General features: G+C 71.9%; 13 protein-coding genes and 1 rRNA gene. 6 read left to right on the top strand and 8 right to left on the bottom strand.

Annotation, left to right across the window (positions count from 1 at the left end; translation table 11 throughout):
• The first annotated feature begins 55 nt into the window (after nt 1-55).
• Nucleotides 56-1,228, top strand: a complete 1,173-nt coding sequence (locus tag K4B79_RS39905) for a winged helix-turn-helix domain-containing protein (RefSeq protein WP_232032319.1) — start codon at nt 56-58, stop codon at nt 1,226-1,228.
• A 24-nt stretch (nt 1,229-1,252) separates the two neighbouring features.
• On the opposite strand, the gene K4B79_RS39910 is transcribed toward K4B79_RS39905, so the two are convergent.
• From K4B79_RS39910 to mtnA, 7 genes are all read right to left on the bottom strand, one after another.
• Entirely contained in the window at nt 1,253-1,999 is a 747-nt protein-coding gene (locus tag K4B79_RS39910) for a response regulator (protein WP_232032320.1), read from the bottom strand.
• A gap of 204 nt (nt 2,000-2,203) precedes the next feature.
• Nucleotides 2,204-2,896, bottom strand: coding sequence for a ribosome hibernation-promoting factor, HPF/YfiA family (gene hpf, locus K4B79_RS39915; RefSeq protein ID WP_232032321.1), 693 nt, complete (start codon nt 2,894-2,896; stop codon nt 2,204-2,206).
• Nucleotides 2,897-3,207: 311 nt separating this feature from the next.
• Nucleotides 3,208-4,341 carry a ComF family protein gene (locus tag K4B79_RS39920; protein ID WP_232032322.1) on the bottom strand — a complete coding sequence of 378 codons (1,134 nt, stop codon included), beginning with the start codon at nt 4,339-4,341 and terminating at the stop codon, nt 3,208-3,210.
• A gap of 326 nt (nt 4,342-4,667) precedes the next feature.
• Nucleotides 4,668-6,494, bottom strand: a complete 1,827-nt coding sequence (locus tag K4B79_RS39925; protein WP_232032323.1) for an LpqB family beta-propeller domain-containing protein — start codon at nt 6,492-6,494, stop codon at nt 4,668-4,670.
• Nucleotides 6,484-8,667: an MtrAB system histidine kinase MtrB gene (gene mtrB / locus K4B79_RS39930; RefSeq protein WP_232032324.1), complete on the bottom strand. Its 2,184-nt coding sequence runs from the start codon at nt 8,665-8,667 to the stop codon at nt 6,484-6,486. The genes K4B79_RS39925 and mtrB overlap by 11 nt, the downstream gene beginning before the upstream one ends.
• Before the next feature lies 1 nt (nt 8,668).
• Nucleotides 8,669-9,358 (bottom strand): two-component system response regulator MtrA, encoded by a 690-nt coding sequence (gene mtrA / locus K4B79_RS39935; RefSeq protein WP_187284748.1) that lies wholly within the window; start codon nt 9,356-9,358, stop codon nt 8,669-8,671.
• 4 nt (nt 9,359-9,362) lie between these two features.
• Complete coding sequence (gene mtnA / locus K4B79_RS39940; RefSeq protein WP_232032325.1) at nt 9,363-10,511, bottom strand: S-methyl-5-thioribose-1-phosphate isomerase; 1,149 nt, start codon at nt 10,509-10,511, stop codon at nt 9,363-9,365.
• A 140-nt stretch (nt 10,512-10,651) separates the two neighbouring features.
• Here mtnA and K4B79_RS39945 point away from each other — a divergent pair, with 140 nt between their 5' ends.
• Genes K4B79_RS39945 through K4B79_RS39965 form a run of 5 tightly spaced genes read left to right on the top strand, consistent with a single transcriptional unit; the run spans nt 10,652 to nt 16,379 of the window.
• Nucleotides 10,652-12,055, top strand: a complete 1,404-nt coding sequence (locus K4B79_RS39945; RefSeq protein ID WP_232032326.1) for a hypothetical protein — start codon at nt 10,652-10,654, stop codon at nt 12,053-12,055.
• Nucleotides 12,056-12,059: 4 nt separating this feature from the next.
• Nucleotides 12,060-12,881 carry a DUF4129 domain-containing protein gene (locus K4B79_RS39950; protein ID WP_232032327.1) on the top strand — a complete coding sequence of 274 codons (822 nt, stop codon included), beginning with the start codon at nt 12,060-12,062 and terminating at the stop codon, nt 12,879-12,881.
• Nucleotides 12,878-14,080: a DUF4350 domain-containing protein gene (locus K4B79_RS39955; protein ID WP_232032328.1), complete on the top strand. Its 1,203-nt coding sequence runs from the start codon at nt 12,878-12,880 to the stop codon at nt 14,078-14,080. Before K4B79_RS39950 ends, K4B79_RS39955 begins: the two co-directional genes overlap by 4 nt.
• Nucleotides 14,080-15,069 (top strand): AAA family ATPase, encoded by a 990-nt coding sequence (locus K4B79_RS39960; protein WP_232032341.1) that lies wholly within the window; start codon nt 14,080-14,082, stop codon nt 15,067-15,069. The genes K4B79_RS39955 and K4B79_RS39960 overlap by 1 nt, the downstream gene beginning before the upstream one ends.
• Nucleotides 15,069-16,379, top strand: a complete 1,311-nt coding sequence (locus tag K4B79_RS39965) for a DUF58 domain-containing protein (protein ID WP_232032329.1) — start codon at nt 15,069-15,071, stop codon at nt 16,377-16,379. The genes K4B79_RS39960 and K4B79_RS39965 overlap by 1 nt, the downstream gene beginning before the upstream one ends.
• An 80-nt stretch (nt 16,380-16,459) precedes the next feature.
• Here K4B79_RS39965 and rrf read toward each other — a convergent pair.
• A 5S ribosomal RNA gene (rrf, locus tag K4B79_RS39970) occupies nt 16,460-16,576 on the bottom strand.
• Between the last annotated feature and the right edge of the window lie 7 nt (nt 16,577-16,583).

Below are 16,583 nucleotides of genomic sequence, written 5' to 3' on the forward strand. Positions count from 1 at the left end.
GGATGAATCAGCAGCTCAGCGCCTGTTGTCAGTGCTACCCCCTATCGTGCGGCCCATGACCACCCCGCCTCCGACCAACCAGCTCTCGGCAGACGAGGCCCGCCGTATCGTCCTGCGGGCACAAGGCTTCCTCGGCGCCCCCGACCGCAAGGCCGGCGTCCGCGGCATCCTCCGTCATCTGGGTGCGGTCCAACTCGACACCATCTCGGTTCTCGCCCGCTCCCATGAGCTCATCCCCTACGCCCGCCTGGGAGCCGTGGACCGCAAGACCGTCGAGAAGGCCTACTGGACAGACACGCACGCCTTCGAGTACTGGTCCCACGCCGCCTGCATCCTCCCCATCGAGGAGTGGCCCCACTTCGCCTTCCGCCGCCGCGCCTACCGCAACCGCCCGCACTGGAACCACCAGCTTCCGGACGGCGTGTACGACCAGGTCATCAAGCAGCTCCGCGCCGAGGGCCCCCTCACCGCGACGGAGTTGGGCGGTGCGAAGAGGACCAGCGAGTGGTGGGACTGGTCCGGCACGAAGGTGGCCGTCGAGCGCGCCCTGATGTACGGCGAGGTGGTCTGCGTCGAGCGCCGCGGCTGGAAGCGCGTCTACGACCTCGCCGAACGCGCGGTGCCCGACTCCCTCCTGCACGACGACCTCGACGACACCGAGTGCCTGCGCCGCCTGGTCCGCCTGGCCGGCCGGTCCCTGGGCGTCGGCACCCGCGCCGACATCGCCGACTACCACCGCCTCAAGGGCGAGCAGGTCGACGCGGTGATCGCCGACTCGGGTCTGGTCCCGGTCACGGTCGAGGGCTGGGGCAAGCCCGCCTGGGCCGACCCCGCGGCCCTGCAGACACCGCCGCGCGGCCGCCACCGTACGACGCTCCTGTCCCCCTTCGACTCCCTCATCTGGGAACGGGCCCGCACGGAACGCATCTTCGGCTTCACCCACCGCCTGGAGGCCTACGTCCCCAAGCCGAAGCGGGTGTACGGCTACTTCGCGATGCCGGTGCTCGCCGGCGGCCACCTCGTCGGCCGGGTGGACCCGGCCCGCGAGGGGAGCACCCTGGTCGCCAAGCAGGTCACGCTGGACGGCCCGAAGGCCGTTCCGGCGGTCGCGCAGGCCCTGGTCGAGGCGGCGAGCTGGGTGAACTGCACGGACGTACGCGTGGAGAAGGTGGACGCCCCGGAACTCCGCGAGGCCCTCGCACGGGAACTCACCCGCGCGACGCCCTGACCCCTGCCGGACGCCTACCCGCCCTTACCGGATTTCGAGGATCTTCTCCCGCATCGCGTACACCACAGCCTCCATCCTGGAGTGCAGCTGCAGTTTCTCCAGGATGTTGCGCACGTGGTTCTTCACGGTGTTCTCGGAGATGAACAACTCCTTGGCGATGTCCCGGTTGTTCATCCCGGTGGCGACCAGCTTGAGCACTTCCAGCTCACGGTCCGTCAGCCGGGGCGCCGGCACGAGTCGGCGCTCGTCGGTGCGCTGGATCATCGACTTGAACTCGGTGAGCAGTTTCGACGCCATGGAGGGGCTGATCTGCGACTGTCCGTCGGCCACCGCGCGAATGGCGGTGGCCACCTCGTCCGTGGAGATCTCCTTGAGGAGATATCCGGTGGCACCCGCCTTGATCGCGTCGTAGAGATCGGCTTCCTCGTCGCTGATCGTCAGCATGATGATCTTCGCGCTGGGCGCCACCTCCTTGATGGAGGTGCACGCCTCGATCCCGCCCCGCTTGGGCATCCGCACATCCATCAGCACGATGTCCGGCAGCAGGTCGGCGGCCTTGTCGACGGCCTCCGCGCCGTCCCCGGCCTCACCCACGACCTGGATGTCCTCCTCGGCCGCGAGCACGATCTCCAGGCCCCGGCGGAAGAGGGCGTGGTCGTCCACCACCAGGACACGGATCGGCTCCTTGCGTGGAGAGCCCTCGTCCGGCCCCATGCCGACGGCGCCGTCGCCGGCGCCCTCGTCCTGCATCGGTCCGAAGCTGTCCGCCATCGTTCCTCCCCCTGAAGGCTGTGGCCTGTGGTCCTGCGCCATCGCCAACCCAAGGCTTCGGCCCACCGGTTGGGCCGATGCGGCCATGATTTCACGCCCGGGCGACACTGCGGTCACGGAGCGGGGCGCGAAGTGGTCGCACACCGGTGCCCCTGGGGGCGCACACGCGCACCAGGGGCACCTGCTCAACCGCCTGCCGGGTGATCAGCCACCCAGCGTGCCCCCCGCCGCCGGGGGTTGTGCCTGGGCGACCATCGGGTCCGTGCTGAGGTGGATGACGCCGTAGTCGTAGGCGTGTCGCCGGTAGACGACACTCGGTTCCTTGGTCTCGGAGTCGATGAAGAGGTAGAAGTCGTGGCCGACCAGTTCCATCTCGTAGAGGGCCTGGTCGAGGGTCATCGGGGAAGCGACGTGGGTCTTCTCACGGACGACCAGGGGGCCTTCGCCCTTGATCTCCAGCGAGCCGATCTTCTTGGTGGGCACTCCGTCGGGTTCTTCCTCCCGGACGGTGTGGCCGTTGCCGTTGAGTGTCGCCGCGCCCGGAACGTGGTCGGGGACCTCGGCCGCCGTGAGTCGGCGTGCGCCGCGACGCGTGTGGCGCTTGTCGTGCTGCTTGCGCAGGCGGGCGTCCAGCTTCTCCGCCGCCAGGTCGAGTGCCGCGTACGGGTCGCTGGCTGCCGCCTCCGCCCGGATCACCGGACCGCGGGAGCGGAGCGTGATCTCCACTCGGTCACAGCGGTCGGCCTGTCGGGGGTTCGGCTCCTTGGACACCTCGACGTCGAGGCTGATCACCTTGCCGTCGAGCTTCTGGATCTTCTCCAGCTTCAGCTTCTCGGCCACGTGCTTGCGGAACCGCTCGGGCACCTCGGTCTTGCGGCCCTTGACGACGATGTCCACGCAGAACTCCGTTCCCGGATCGCTCCGCCTCGCTGCGGAGCATCTCCCTTTTGCACCAGGCTCCGGTGAGCCCCGGAACCTCGGACTCGGTGACTCCCACCTCCTCCCCCGCGGGCAAGATCTCCATTCCACCGACGCGGGTGACGCTGAAAATCCCGCGGCGCCGCAATCGGATACGAGAGGTGTGGCCTGCGCCTTTCTCTCACAACCGAACATATCTCGCCTGGACGGATGTCGTCACCCTCTACTGCGGCGTACCTCCGTTCAGGTGAATTGGTCCTGTCATTACCTGCAACGATGCAAGTTCGCAGTCAGTTCCGGTTTATTTCGAAAGAATCAGGTGATGCCGCGACCACGGCCGCGCAGATCACGTCATGAGCGGACCCGACGCCCGTCATTCCCGGCCGAGGGGGCACCGCCGCCGTCTCCTCCTCCGTCACCACGGTCATCCGTTCCCCTGTGCTTTCCCGAGACACGGCGCTGTACACCGCCCTCGCCACCTCTTCACGCTCACCCGCCCCGACCGACACGCCCCGCGCGAACGCCGCCCGAGATACGGCCGTACCGCCGCGTCCGCCCACCCGCCGACCGCGCCCCGCTCCTCCGCGGTCCGCCTCACGCTCCGCTCCCTCCGCCATCCCCGCCCGGACCGCGCGGGCCGCCTCCGCCAGGGACGCCCCCGTCGTCATCAGGTCGTCGACGAGAACCACCGGCCCCTCGTGGAGGAGCCGTCCGGCACCCGGGGCCACCTCCAACGCGCCCGCGAGATTCTCCAGCCGTTGCCAGGAGTTGAGCCCCGCCTGGTCGGCCACGTGCCGCCCCTGCCGCAACACGGCGAGCACCCGGGCGGGCGTCCCGGACCGCCGGAGTTCACCGGCCGCCGCGAGCGCGATCCGCCGCGCCGGGTCGTGCCCCCGCGCCCGGACCGCCCGCCGCGCGGACGGCACGGGAACGAGCAGGACGGTCCCGCCGGCCGCATCCATCCGCCCACGGCGGTGAGCGTGATCAGGCATGTGGCCGTGGAGACGACCGTGGCCACCCCGCGTCCCGCCCCACGCAGCCCCGTCGCGCCCCCAGGCCCTCCTCTCCCGGCCGTCCACCCTCATCCCCGTCCCTTCGGCCACGTCGCCCCTCTCGGCCCGTCCCCGGGCCTCCTGGAGCCCCGCTCGCACGGCTCCCGCGAGGGCAGCGCCGAGCGGTGCCGCGAGCGCCAGGGCGCCTCGTTCCTTGTGGGCGAGCAGTGCCGCCCGCACCTCGTCCGCGTACCGAGCCGCCGCGTGCACGACCGGCAGCCCCGGCGGCTCCGGCACCGGCCGCACCCGGCGCGGCACGGCTCCGCCCAGAACGCCACGGCACTCCGGGCAGAGCACCGCACGAGGCCTCCCGCAGCCTCCGCACTCGGCCGGCAGCACCAGGTCGGTGAGGTCCTGCCACCACCCCCGCATGCCCACCACTGTGCCAACCCGGCCGCCACCCGGCCACCCCTGTGGATAACTCCCTGTGGACAACTCCGAGCCCCGGATCGAAGCCCGGCTCGGAGCCCGGCTCGGAGCCCCGAAGCGGTCGGCGTCCGACACCCCCGTGCTCGCCCCGCACCCGTGCTCGCCCCGCATCCGCCCCGCACGCAACGAAAACAGCCGCCTCCCCCGGGATCTCCCGACAGAAGCGGCCGCCCACCTCTCAGCCCTGGGCTCTATGCCCAGGCCTTCAGCCCAGACCACTCGGCCCCGGCCTCCCAGCCCCGGCCTTCCGGCCACCCCGCGCCCACACCTCACCCCGGATAAACCGGCGCCATCCCCTCCGCGTCGACCTTCTCCCACTGCGTCCCGGTCCGCAGCCGGACGATCCCGTCCTCCGAGTACGCCACCAACGGCATCTGGTCGTCCTCGGACGCCGCGATCTCCTTCACCCCCGTCAGCGCGGCGGGCGCGGGCCCCTCCGGTGTGGAGCCGTCGACCTGGACGTACCGCATCTGCTGCACACCGCCCTGCTCGCGCCCGACCACCACGAGCCGGCTGTCCCCGGCCCACGACATGGCCGCGACCTCCTCCAACTCGGGTGCGGCGGAGCGCAGTTCCCGGACCGCGACGGCGGGCCGCTCGCTCTTCTCGCCGCGCTCGATCCGGCCGATGAGCAGGGACTGCTCGTCGCCCTTCTCCACGACGAGCGCGATCCGCACCCCGTCGGCGGCCACCCGGACATCCTTGATCCGCCCGTCGAGCCCCGGGGTGTCCACCGTGAGCGGATCGCCCCCACCGTCCTCCAGCAGCAGCAGACGCGCGTCACGCGGGTCGCGGTCGGCCACCCACAGGTCGCCCTGCGCGTCCCAACTGGGTGTCGTCAGCCGGTCGTTCGCCGTCGCGCCCTTGCTGGTCAGGACCGCGTCACCGAGCGACCCGGCCGCCGCCAGCGACGCGACGTACAGCTCCTTGCCGTCGGCGGCGACCCCGGCGGCCTTGTGCTCGTCGCGCGAGACGGCCACCGACTGCAGGGCCTTGTCGCCGTCGCCCAGCGCGCCCGGCACCGGATCGTGCTGCCTGCCGGTGCTGTCGGCCGCCATCCGCACGAGTCGCTTCCTGGCGTCCACGAAGTACAGGTACTGGGGTTGCTCCTCCGAGCCCTGCGTGGCGACGGCGGGCGCCTCGTCCTCCCCCAGGGTGCACAACTGCTTGCCGTCCGCGCGCAGTTCGACCTCGTCCACAGCGGGCGTGAGGTTCTGCAGGGTGAACAGGATCTGGGCCGCCATACGGTGGCACACCGACACCCCGACCCGGGCGGCCCTGTCGTTCAGCGGCACGGTCAGCTTGTTCTGGTCGTCCGGCGTCAGCGAGGCGTCCTCCGGGAGCCGCACCCCCGTGGGGAAACTCGACCTGGCGACCGGCTCGAGCCAGGACGTGGGCCCGTTCAGCAGCGAACGCACCATCTGTGTCATGGGGTTGACGCGCTCACGCACATACACGGGATCGGCGACGGCCACGGTCGTCGGGCTCGTCCCCGAGAGCGGCTGGTCGGCGAAGTAGTACTTGTTGACGGACATGTAGTTGCGCTGGAAGTCCGACTTGCCCATGACGACGCCCACCGGCGGCCCGTCGATACGCCACTGCTTGGTCTTCGGGTCACGGATCAGGTGCACCGACTGGTCGTAGGCCCCCTTGGCGGGTTCGTAGGACTGCTGCGCGTCCACCGTGGCCACCTTGGTGCCGGTCAGCGTGTACAGGTCGTCGGCCGTGTCCTCCCGGCCGCCCGCCCGCCGGGGGTCCATGTCCGGCGCCTCCGCGAGCACCGTGGTGGACAGCTCCGGATGCCAGGTCCGCGCCGCCTCGGCGGTCAGGTACCGGCGCGCCGTCTCGTAGTTCGGATCGTCACTGGTCAGGGCCTCCAGGAAGCCCTGCACGATCTCCCCCGACGTGGCGTCCTCCTGGGGCGGCATCGCGAAGACCCGTACCTGTCCGTCCTGACGCGGTGTGGAGTCGACGCCGCGCAGATCCCCGCTGTCGGGCATGGAGGCGCATCCCGCCAGCAGGACGACCCCACAGGCGGCGTACGCGGCCGCGCGCCCCGGTCCGCGCCGGGCGCGTCCCTCGCGGTCAGCGCCCACGAAATGCCTCCCCTTGGCTGTGCGAGTCCTGTTGTCCGTACGAGCCCCGCGCCTGCTCGGACGGGTCGTCCTCAGAGTGCACGTTCGGGTCCTTCGGGTGCCCGTGCGGGTCCTCCGGGCGCCTTCGCGAGGCCTCCGGCCCGCTGCCCGGACCGGCCGCCGCCCCACCGCGCGGCGCGTCCCCGCCCGACGTGTCGTCCTGTTGCCGTACGCCCGAGGCGGGCCGCGGCACCACGCGCGCGCCGTTGCCGGGCAGCGCCGTGGGATCCGCGGTGGCCACCACGGCACTCGTGCGCGGCGCGATCGGGTCCCGGGACGTCACCGGGTCACGGCTCGGCTGGGCCGGCACGGTGGCCGCCTTCTCCGCGTTCCCACGCGGCAGACCGGCGTCGTCGAGCCCGCGATTGCGCCGGGAGTCCTTGGGCTCCAACGGTATCGGGGAGCCCCTGAGCGGCTCGTCCGCGGTCCGCGGCAACGTCAGCCGGAACTGCGACCCGCCGCCCGGCTCGCCCCACGCCTGCAGCCAGCCGCCGTGCAGCCGCGCGTCCTCCAGGGCGATGGACAGCCCCAGACCCGTACCGCCGGTGGTACGCGCGCGTGCCGGGTCGGCCCGCCAGAAGCGGCTGAAGACGCGGGTCGCCTCACCGGGCTTGAGCCCCACGCCGTAGTCGCGCACCGCGATCGCGACCGCCCCGCCCGCCGCGGCGAGCTTGACGACGACGTCCCTGCCCTCGCCGTGCTCCACGGCGTTGACGACGAGATTGCGCAGCACCCGCTCCACCCGCCGGGCGTCCGCCTCGGCGACGACGGGCTGCTGGTCGCCCACCACACGGACGTGCGTGCCCTTGCGCTCGGCGAGCGGCTCGGCCCCGCTGACGACCCTCCGTACGACCTCCCTGAGGTCGATCGGCTCCGCCTCCAGCGCCGCCGCGCCCGCGTCGAAACGGCTGATCTCCAGCAGGTCCGCGAGCAGCGACTCGAACCGGTCCAGCTGGTCGGCGAGCAGTTCCGCCGACCGCGCGGTCACCGGGTCGAAATCCTCCCGCGCCTCATGAATGACGTCCGCGGCCATCCGTACGGTCGTCAGGGGCGTCCGCAGCTCGTGCGACACGTCCGACACGAACCGCCGCTGCATCCGCGACAGGTCCTCCAGCTGCTGGATCTTCAGCTGGAGGTTCTGCGCCATCTTGTTGAAGGCCTCGCCGAGCCGCGCGATGTCGTCCTCGCCGGTGACCTTCATCCGCTCCTGGAGCCGCCCGGCGGACAACCGCTCCGCGATCCCGGCCGCCATCCGCACCGGGGTGACGACCTGCCGCACGACCAGCCAGGCAATGGCTCCGAGGAGTACGACGACGAAGAGGCCGGCCGTCGCCAGGGTGCCCTTGACCAGGCTCAGCGACTTCTCCTCCTGGGTGAGCGGGAAGAGGTAGTACAGCTGGTACGGGTCGTCGTTCGGGTCGCTGACCTGCTTGCCGATGACGAGGCCCGGCTGGGACGCCTTGCCGGAGTCGTCGTCGTAGGCGATCCGGGTGTAGCTCTGGGCCGCCGCCGTACTGCTGTCGACGCGCTCGCGCAGGGCCTCGGGCACGCTGGCCGCCCAGTCCACGTCACCGGAGGCGCGCGGTCCGCGACCGCCGCCGCTGGCATCGCCGGCGGCGGGGAGCGTCACCACGTCGAAGGCGCCCTGACCACCGCTGGACAGCGACTCCACCAGATCGCTCATCCACTGGATGACGTTCTGGTCGGTGCGTTCGTCCACGGCGGTGCCGTCTTCACCGGTCCCGGCCCCCGCCTCGTCGGCCTTCTGCTTGGCCACCGCGAACCCGCCGGTGGCCTGGCTCTGCGAGGCCTTCACCTTGGCGTCGAGCAGCCCGTTGCGCACCTGCCCGATCACGACGAACCCGAGCAGCAGCACGACACCCAGGGACATCAGCAGCGTGGTGACGACGACCTTGAGCTGGATGTTGCGCCGCCACAGCCGCATGACGGGCAGCAGCGGCCGCCGCACCCACCGCATGAACAGCCGAAGGACCGGGCTGCCCTGGACGCCGCCCTGGAGCAATCCGCCCTCCAGGAAGCGTCCCCAGCGGGAACCCGCCGTCTTCCGGCCGACAGGCCGCCCCGCGCGAGCCCCGGTCCGCCCGGGCGACGAAGCGGCGCTGTCTCCGGACATGTCAGCTGGGTCCTGCCTTGTATCCCACACCACGCACGGTCACCACGATCTCCGGCCGCTCCGGGTCCTTCTCGACCTTGGAGCGCAGCCGCTGCACATGCACGTTCACCAGACGGGTGTCCGCGGCGTGCCGGTAGCCCCACACCTGCTCCAGGAGCACCTCACGCGTGAACACCTGCCACGGCTTGCGCGCCAGCGCCACCAGCAGATCGAACTCCAGCGGCGTCAGCGCGATCGACTGCCCGTCCCGTTTCACCGAGTGACCGGCCACATCGATGACCAGATCACCTATGGCGAGCTGCTCGGGAGCCGGCTCCTCCGACCTCCGCAGCCGCGCCCGGATCCGGGCCACGAGTTCCTTCGGCTTGAACGGCTTCACGATGTAGTCGTCGGCGCCGGACTCCAGGCCCACGACGACGTCGACGGTGTCGCTCTTGGCCGTGAGCATCACGATCGGCACCCCGGACTCCGCCCTGATCAGGCGGCACACCTCGATACCGTCCCGCCCCGGCAGCATCAGATCGAGCAGCACCAGATCGGGCTTGGACTCACGGAAAGCGGCCAGCGCCTTGTCGCCGTCGGCTACGAAAGACGGCTCAAAACCTTCACCACGCAGCACAATGCCGAGCATCTCGGCCAGTGCGGTGTCGTCGTCGACGACAAGGACTCGTCCCTTCATAAACGACATCATCCCATTAGCTAATCGTTACCTGGCGTGACCTGGCACACAGCTCGGCAAGAGCCTCTGCGGTCACGGGCGAAACGGCGCCCTCTTCCGTGACAATCGCGGTCACCAGCTCGGGCGGCGTCACGTCGAACGCCGGGTTGTACGCCTGGGTCCCCAGGGGTGCCACCGGAATCCCGCCTCCCGCTTCCGTTCCGGCCACCGGCACCTGGGGTGCTGTGACCTCGGTCACCTCATGACCGGGGCGCTGCTCCACCTCGATGGACGCCCCGTCCGGCGTGTCCGGATCGACCGTGGTCACCGGTGCCACCACGATGAACGGCACGTGGTGGTACCGAGCGAGCACCGCGAGCGGATAGCTTCCCACCTTGTTCGCCACCGAGCCGTCGGCCGCGATGCGGTCCGCCCCGATCAGCACCGCGTCCACCTCTCCGGCCGCGAACAGCGAGCCCGCCGCGTTGTCCGTCAACAAGGTGTACGCCATACCGCTGCGAGCCGCCTCGTACGCCGTCAGGCGAGCACCTTGCAGCAACGGGCGCGTTTCGTCCACCCACAGCCGCCTCAGCCGCCCCACCCGGTGCGCCGCGAGGGCCACCGCGAACGCCGTTCCCTCACCACCGGACACCAGCGATCCGGTGTTGCAGTGGGTGAGGATGCGGTGCCCGCCACCGGGCAACAGCTCGTCCAGGAGAGCCAGCCCGAGCTCGGCCATCCGTGCGCTGGCCTCGGCGTCCTCCCGGTGCAGCCTGCGCGCGGCGGCGAGCGCCGCCTCGGCGGCCTGCCGGACGTCACCGCCCTTGCCGAGCTCGGCGTGGTACGCGGACTGCGCCCGGCGCACACCGACGGCGAGGTTCACCGCGGTGGGACGCGCACCCGCGAGCGAGTTCGCCGCGTCGTCCACGTCGAAGCCGCGCACGGCGGCGAGCGCGACACCGTACGCCCCCGCGATGCCGAGCAGCGGCGCCCCGCGCACCGCGAGCGAACGGATCGCCTCCACCAGCGCGGGTGCGTCCGTGCAGACCAGTTCGACCTCCTCGGCCGGCAACCTCGTCTGGTCGAGAAGTACCAGTACGGGACCTTCTGGTGGCTCCTCCCAACGGATCGCCTGTATCTCGGTCGGCCTGCTGTCCTCGCCGGATTGCGCGTGCTGATCAGCCATGCGGTCAGTCTGCCCCTTATCCGGCGGACAATTGAAGGTGTGCAGCCCGTACCGCGGCTGGTCACTCGGTGACCACCCCATGGCACGATGGGCGCCAACCTGCCACCGCGACCGCGGACGGGCACCGTGAAGGAGCGACGATGAACGACACTCCGGGCTGGGCCTCGCCCGGATCCGCCCCGTCCGACGGGCAGGAGCCCGGTGCGTCCGGCCCCACCGAGCCGACCGACCGCCCCGGCCCCGCGAACCCCGCGGATCAGCCCGGCACGGATCCTGAGAGCCCCGGCACGAAGTGGTCCAAGGAGCAGCCGCCGCCGGCCCAGTGGTCCGCCCCCACCGGCCCCGCAGCCCCGGACCAGGCCTCGCCGCCCCCACCACCCGGCCCCGGCTGGGGCACCCCGCCCCCGCCACCCCCTGGCGGCCCCGGCGGCTACGGCCCTCCCGGCGGGCCCGGTGGACCCGGCGGCGGACCGGGCGGTCACAACGGCTGGGGAGGCGGCTACGGCCCTCCCGGCGGCTACCCCGGTTACGGTGCCTACGGCGGCTGGGGCGGCCCCCCTCCCGCCGCCAAACCCGGCGTGATCCCCCTCCGCCCCCTCGGCGTGGGCGAGATCCTCGACGGCGCGGTCTCCACCATGCGCACCCACTGGCGCACGGTCCTGGGCATCTCCCTGACCGTCGCCGTCCTCACCGAGGTCGTCGCCATCCTGCTCCAGGGCTTCGTCCTGAACGACAGCGCCGACACCGAGGCACTCAACGACCCGAGCGCCACGCTCGACGAACTCTCCCGGGCCATGGGCGACGCGGCCCTCAGCTCCGGCGTCCTCTTCGTGATCTCGCTGATCGGCACGGTCGCGGCCACCGCCCTGCTCACGACCGTCACCAGCCGCGCCGTCCTCGGCAAGTCCGTCACCACCGCCGAGGCCTGGCGCGACGCCCGCCCGCAGGTGTTGAAGCTGCTCGGCCTGATCCTCCTGCTGCTCCTCATCACCGTCGGCGTCGTCTTCGCCGGCGCGCTGCCCGGCATCCTCGTGGTCGTCTCCGGAGAGACCACCGGCGGCGTCGTACTCGCCTTCCTGGGCATGCTGGGCACCGGCATCCTCGCCCTGTGGCTGGCGGTCCGCTACTCCCTGGCCTCCCCCGCGCTGATGCTGGAGAAGCAGAGCATCACCAAGTCGATGGGCCGCTCCGCGAAGCTGGTCCGCGGCTCCTGGTGGCGGGTCTTCGGCATCCAGCTGCTCGCGACGATCATCGCGAACATCGTCGCGGCGATCGTCGTCATCCCCTTCACCTTCCTCGCCGCGGCACTGGGCGGCGACGGCATCGGCGGGTTCCTCGACGGCACCGGCGACCTCGGCTGGACCTTCCTGGTCGTCAGCGGCGTCGGCTCGGTGATCGGCTCCATGATCACCTTCCCGATCACGGCCGGCGTCACCGTGCTGCTCTACATCGACCAGCGCATCCGCCGCGAGGCCCTCGACCTCGACCTGGCCCGCGCCGCCGGCGTCCAGGGCTACGGCACCGGCCCCACCCCCGGGAGCTGATGCCGTGAGCTTGGCGGGGGGAGGTCTCACAGCGGTACCGGCACTGCCGCACGCCGCCGACTCGACCGTACGCATCGCGCTGCACGTCGGCGACACATCCCTGCGTGCCGTCCTGCGCGCCGCGGACACCGCGTCCGTCCTGTCGCTCGCACGCTCCGACGACGCCCCGCCGCTGACGACCCCGCGCGACCCCGCGCGGGAAGCCGCCCGGCGTGAGCTGACCAAGCGGATGTACCACGAGAACGACCCCAGCCTGCTCCAACGCGCCCTCGACGCCTTCTGGGAGTGGGTCGGCAAGCTCTTCGACAGCGCGTCGGCCGCCACCCCTGGCGGCCCGCTCGGCCTGGTCGTCGTCATCCTGGTCGTCATCGCGGTCCTGGGCGCCCTGTGGTGGCGCCTGGGCACCCCACGCCGTGAACCGGCGTCCGCCCCGACCCTGTTCGACGACCGCCCCCGCAGCGCCGCCGAACACCGCGCGGCCGCCGAGGCACACGCCGCCCAGGGCCACTGGAACCAGGCCGTCCAGGAACGCATGCGGGCCATCGTGCGCTCCCTGGAGGAACGCGCCCTCCTGGACACCCGCCCCGGCCGCACCGCCGACGAGGCAGCAGCGGAAGCCGGCCGCACCCTGCCCTCACAGTCCGACCGACTGCGCTCCGCCGCCCGGGACTTCGACGACGTGACATACGGCGGCCGCAGGGCGAGCGAGCAGTCGTACCACCGCATCGCCGAACTCGACCGCGACCTGGAGCGCACCAAGCCCCAGCTCGCGAGCAGCAGCAGCCCCAGCACGGCCCCCACCACCCGCCAGGGAGCCGCCGAATGACCACCGAGGCCACGCTCCCCTCCACCTCGGCCTCGCCCACCGCCCGCCAGGTGTGGACCCGCGCGCGAGGCGTCGTCCTCGCCCTCGTGGTGCTCCTGGCGGCGGCCGTCGCGATCGCGGCCGTCCGCTCCGACGCCCGCCACGGCGAACTCGACCCCCGCTCCGCCGACCCCTACGGCAGCCGCGCCGTCGCCGAACTCCTCGCCGACCGGGGCGTCTCCACGCGCGTAGTCACCACCCTCGACGAGGCCCGCGCCGCGGCCGGCCCGGACACCACCCTCCTGGTCGCCGTCCCCGACCTGCTGACCGAGCGCCAACAGGGCCGGCTCTACTCCGCGACCGCCGAATCCGCGGGCCGTACGGTCCTCGTCGCCCCCGGCGGCACCTCCGTCGAACGGCTCGCCCCCGGCATCGTCGCCGCCCCCGCCACCAGCCTCGACTCGACGCTCTCCCCCGCCTGCGACCTGCCCGCGGCCCGACGCGCCGGCAGCGCCGACACCGGCGGCATCCGCTACACCGTCACACGCCCCGGCGCCGACAAGTGCTACCCCAGCGAACGCCTGGCCACCCTGGTGCGCCTCCCGGCGGACACCGGCGCCGGCGACACCGTCGTGCTCGGCGCCCCCGACATCCTCTTCAACAATCACCTCGACAAGCAGGGCAACGCCTCGCTCGCCCTCCAACTCCTCGGCTCCCGCCCCCATCTGGTCTGGTACCTCCCCTCGCTCTCCGACAGCTCCGCCGCCGACCCGGACGACGAAAAGGGCTTCTTCGACCTGCTCCCCTCGGGCTGGCTCTGGGGCACGCTCCAGCTCTTCATCGCCGCGGGCCTCGCCGCCTTCTGGCGGGCACGCCGACTGGGCCCCCTCGTGCCCGAAAAACTCCCCGTGGCGATCCGCGCCTCCGAATCCGTCGAAGGCCGGGCCCGCCTCTACCGCAAGGCGAACGCCCGCGACCGCGCGGCCACCGCTCTTCGCTCCACCACCCGCACGCGCCTCGCCCCCCTCGTCGGTGTCCCCGTCACCCAGGCGCACGCGCCCGAGGCCCTGCTCCCCGCCCTGTCCGCCCACCTCCACACACCCGGAGACGGACAGGCCATGCACACGCTCCTCTTCGGCCCGCCGCCCAGCGACGACGCGGCACTGATCTCGCTCGCCGACCAACTCGACGCCCTCGAAAGAGAGGTACGCCGTCCATGATGGACCCGACCACTGACAACGCCGGGAAGACCGGGGACGCGGACACCGCCCGCGCCTCCCTGGAAGCCCTGCGCGCCGAGATCGCCAAAGCCGTGGTCGGCCAGGACCCCGCCGTGACCGGCCTCGTCGTCGCCCTCCTGTGCCGCGGACACGTCCTCCTCGAAGGAGTCCCCGGCGTCGCCAAGACCCTCCTGGTCCGCGCCCTCGCCTCCGCGCTCGAACTCGACACCAAGCGCGTCCAGTTCACTCCCGACCTGATGCCGAGCGACGTCACGGGCTCCCTCGTCTACGACGCCCGCACCGCCGAGTTCTCCTTCCAGCCCGGCCCGGTCTTCACCAACCTGCTCCTCGCCGACGAGATCAACCGCACCCCGCCCAAGACCCAGTCGTCCCTCCTGGAGGCCATGGAGGAACGCCAGGTCACGGTCGACGGCACCCCCCGCCCACTCCCCGACCCGTTCCTGGTCGCGGCCACCCAGAACCCGGTGGAGTACGAGGGCACCTACCCCCTCCCGGAAGCCCAGCTGGACCGCTTCCTCCTCAAACTCACCATCCCCCTCCCCTCCCGCCAGGACGAGATCGACGTCCTCACCCGCCACGCCGAGGGCTTCAACCCGCGTGACCTGCACGCCGCCGGCGTACGCCCCGTAGCGGGCCCCGCCGACCTCGAAGCGGCCCGAGCCGCCGTGGCGAAGACATCGATCTCCCCGGAGATCACCGCCTACGTCGTCGACATCTGCCGCGCCACCCGCGAGTCGCCGTCCCTCACCCTCGGAGTCTCTCCGCGCGGCGCGACGGCCCTGCTCGCCACGGCCCGCGCCTGGGCCTGGCTGACCGGCCGCGACTACGTCACCCCCGACGACGTCAAGGCGCTCGCCCTCCCTACCCTCCGCCACCGCGTCCAGCTCCGTCCGGAAGCCGAAATGGAAGGCGTGACGCCCGACTCGGTGATCAACGCGATCCTCGCCCACGTCCCGGTCCCCCGCTGATGGCCCTCACCGGACGCGCCGCCCTCCTCGCCGCCCTGGGCTCCCTCCCCGTAGGCATCTGGGAACCCGGCTGGACAGGCATCCTCGCGGTCAACGCCCCCCTCGCCCTCGCGTGCGCCTGCGACTTCGCGCTGGCGGCACCCGTACGCCGCCTGGGCCTGACCCGCTCCGGCGACACCTCCGTACGCCTCGGCGACACCGCCGACGTCACCCTCACCGTCTCCAACACCTCCCGCCGCCCCCTCCGCGCCCACCTGCGCGACGCCTGGCCCCCCAGCAGCTGGCAGCCCGGCACAGAGGTGGAGGCATCCCGCCACCGCCTCACAGTGCCCCCTGGCGAACGCCGCCGCGTGACCACGCGTCTACGGCCAACCCGCCGCGGCGACCGCCAAGCGGACCGCGTCACGATCCGCTCCTACGGCCCTCTCGGCCTCTTCTCCCGCCAGGGCACCCACCAGGTTCCCTGGACGGTCCGCGTCCTGCCGCCGTTCACCAGCCGCAAGCACCTGCCCTCCAAGCTGGCCCGCCTGCGCGAACTGGACGGCCGCACCAGCGTCCTCACCCGCGGCGAAGGCACCGAATTCGACAGCCTGCGTGAATACGTCCCCGGCGACGACACCCGCTCGATCGACTGGCGCGCCACGGCCCGCCAGACCACGGTCGCCGTACGCACCTGGCGCCCCGAGCGCGACCGCCACATCCTTCTGGTCCTCGACACCGGCCGCACCTCCGCGGGCCGCGTCGGCGACGCCCCCCGCCTCGACGCCTCCATGGACGCGGCCCTCCTCCTGGCCGCCCTCGCCTCCCGCGCCGGCGACCGCGTCGACCTCCTCGCCTACGACCGCCGCGTCCGCGCCCTGGTCCAGGGCCGCACCGCAGGCGACGTCCTGCCGTCCCTGGTCAACGCCATGGCATCCCTGGAACCCGAACTGGTCGAAACAGACTCCCGAGGCCTTACGGCTACGGCGCTCAGGTCGGCCCCTCGCCGCTCCCTGATCGTCCTGCTCACGACCCTCGACGCAGCTCCGGTCGAGGAGGGCCTGCTCCCCGTCCTCCCGCAGCTCACCCAGCGCCACACAGTCCTACTGGCCTCAGTTGCAGATCCCCACATCGCCCGCATGGCAACGGCCCGCGGAAACGCCGAAGCCGTCTACGAGGCCGCAGCAGCAGCCCAGGCGCAGTCAGAACGCCATCGCACGGCAGAGCAGCTCCGCCGCCACGGCGTAACTGTCGTCGACGCCACCCCCGACGACTTGGCACCGGCACTGGCAGACGCATACCTGGCACTGAAGTCGGCGGGGCGGCTTTAGCCGCCCCGAGCGAGCCCGAGCGGGGGCCTCCAGAAATGCAAAAAGCCCCGTGCCAATGGCACGGGGCTTTTCTAAAGATTGTTCGGCGGCGTCCTACTCTCCCACAGGGTCCCCCCTGCAGTACCATCGGCGCTGTAAGGCTTAGCTTCCGGGTTCGGAATGTAACCGGGCGTTTCCCTCACGCTATAACCACCGAAACACTAT

Origin of the sequence: Streptomyces lincolnensis (assembly GCF_021173675.1) — a bacterium.
GTDB classification, from domain to species: domain Bacteria; phylum Actinomycetota; class Actinomycetes; order Streptomycetales; family Streptomycetaceae; genus Streptomyces; species Streptomyces lincolnensis_B.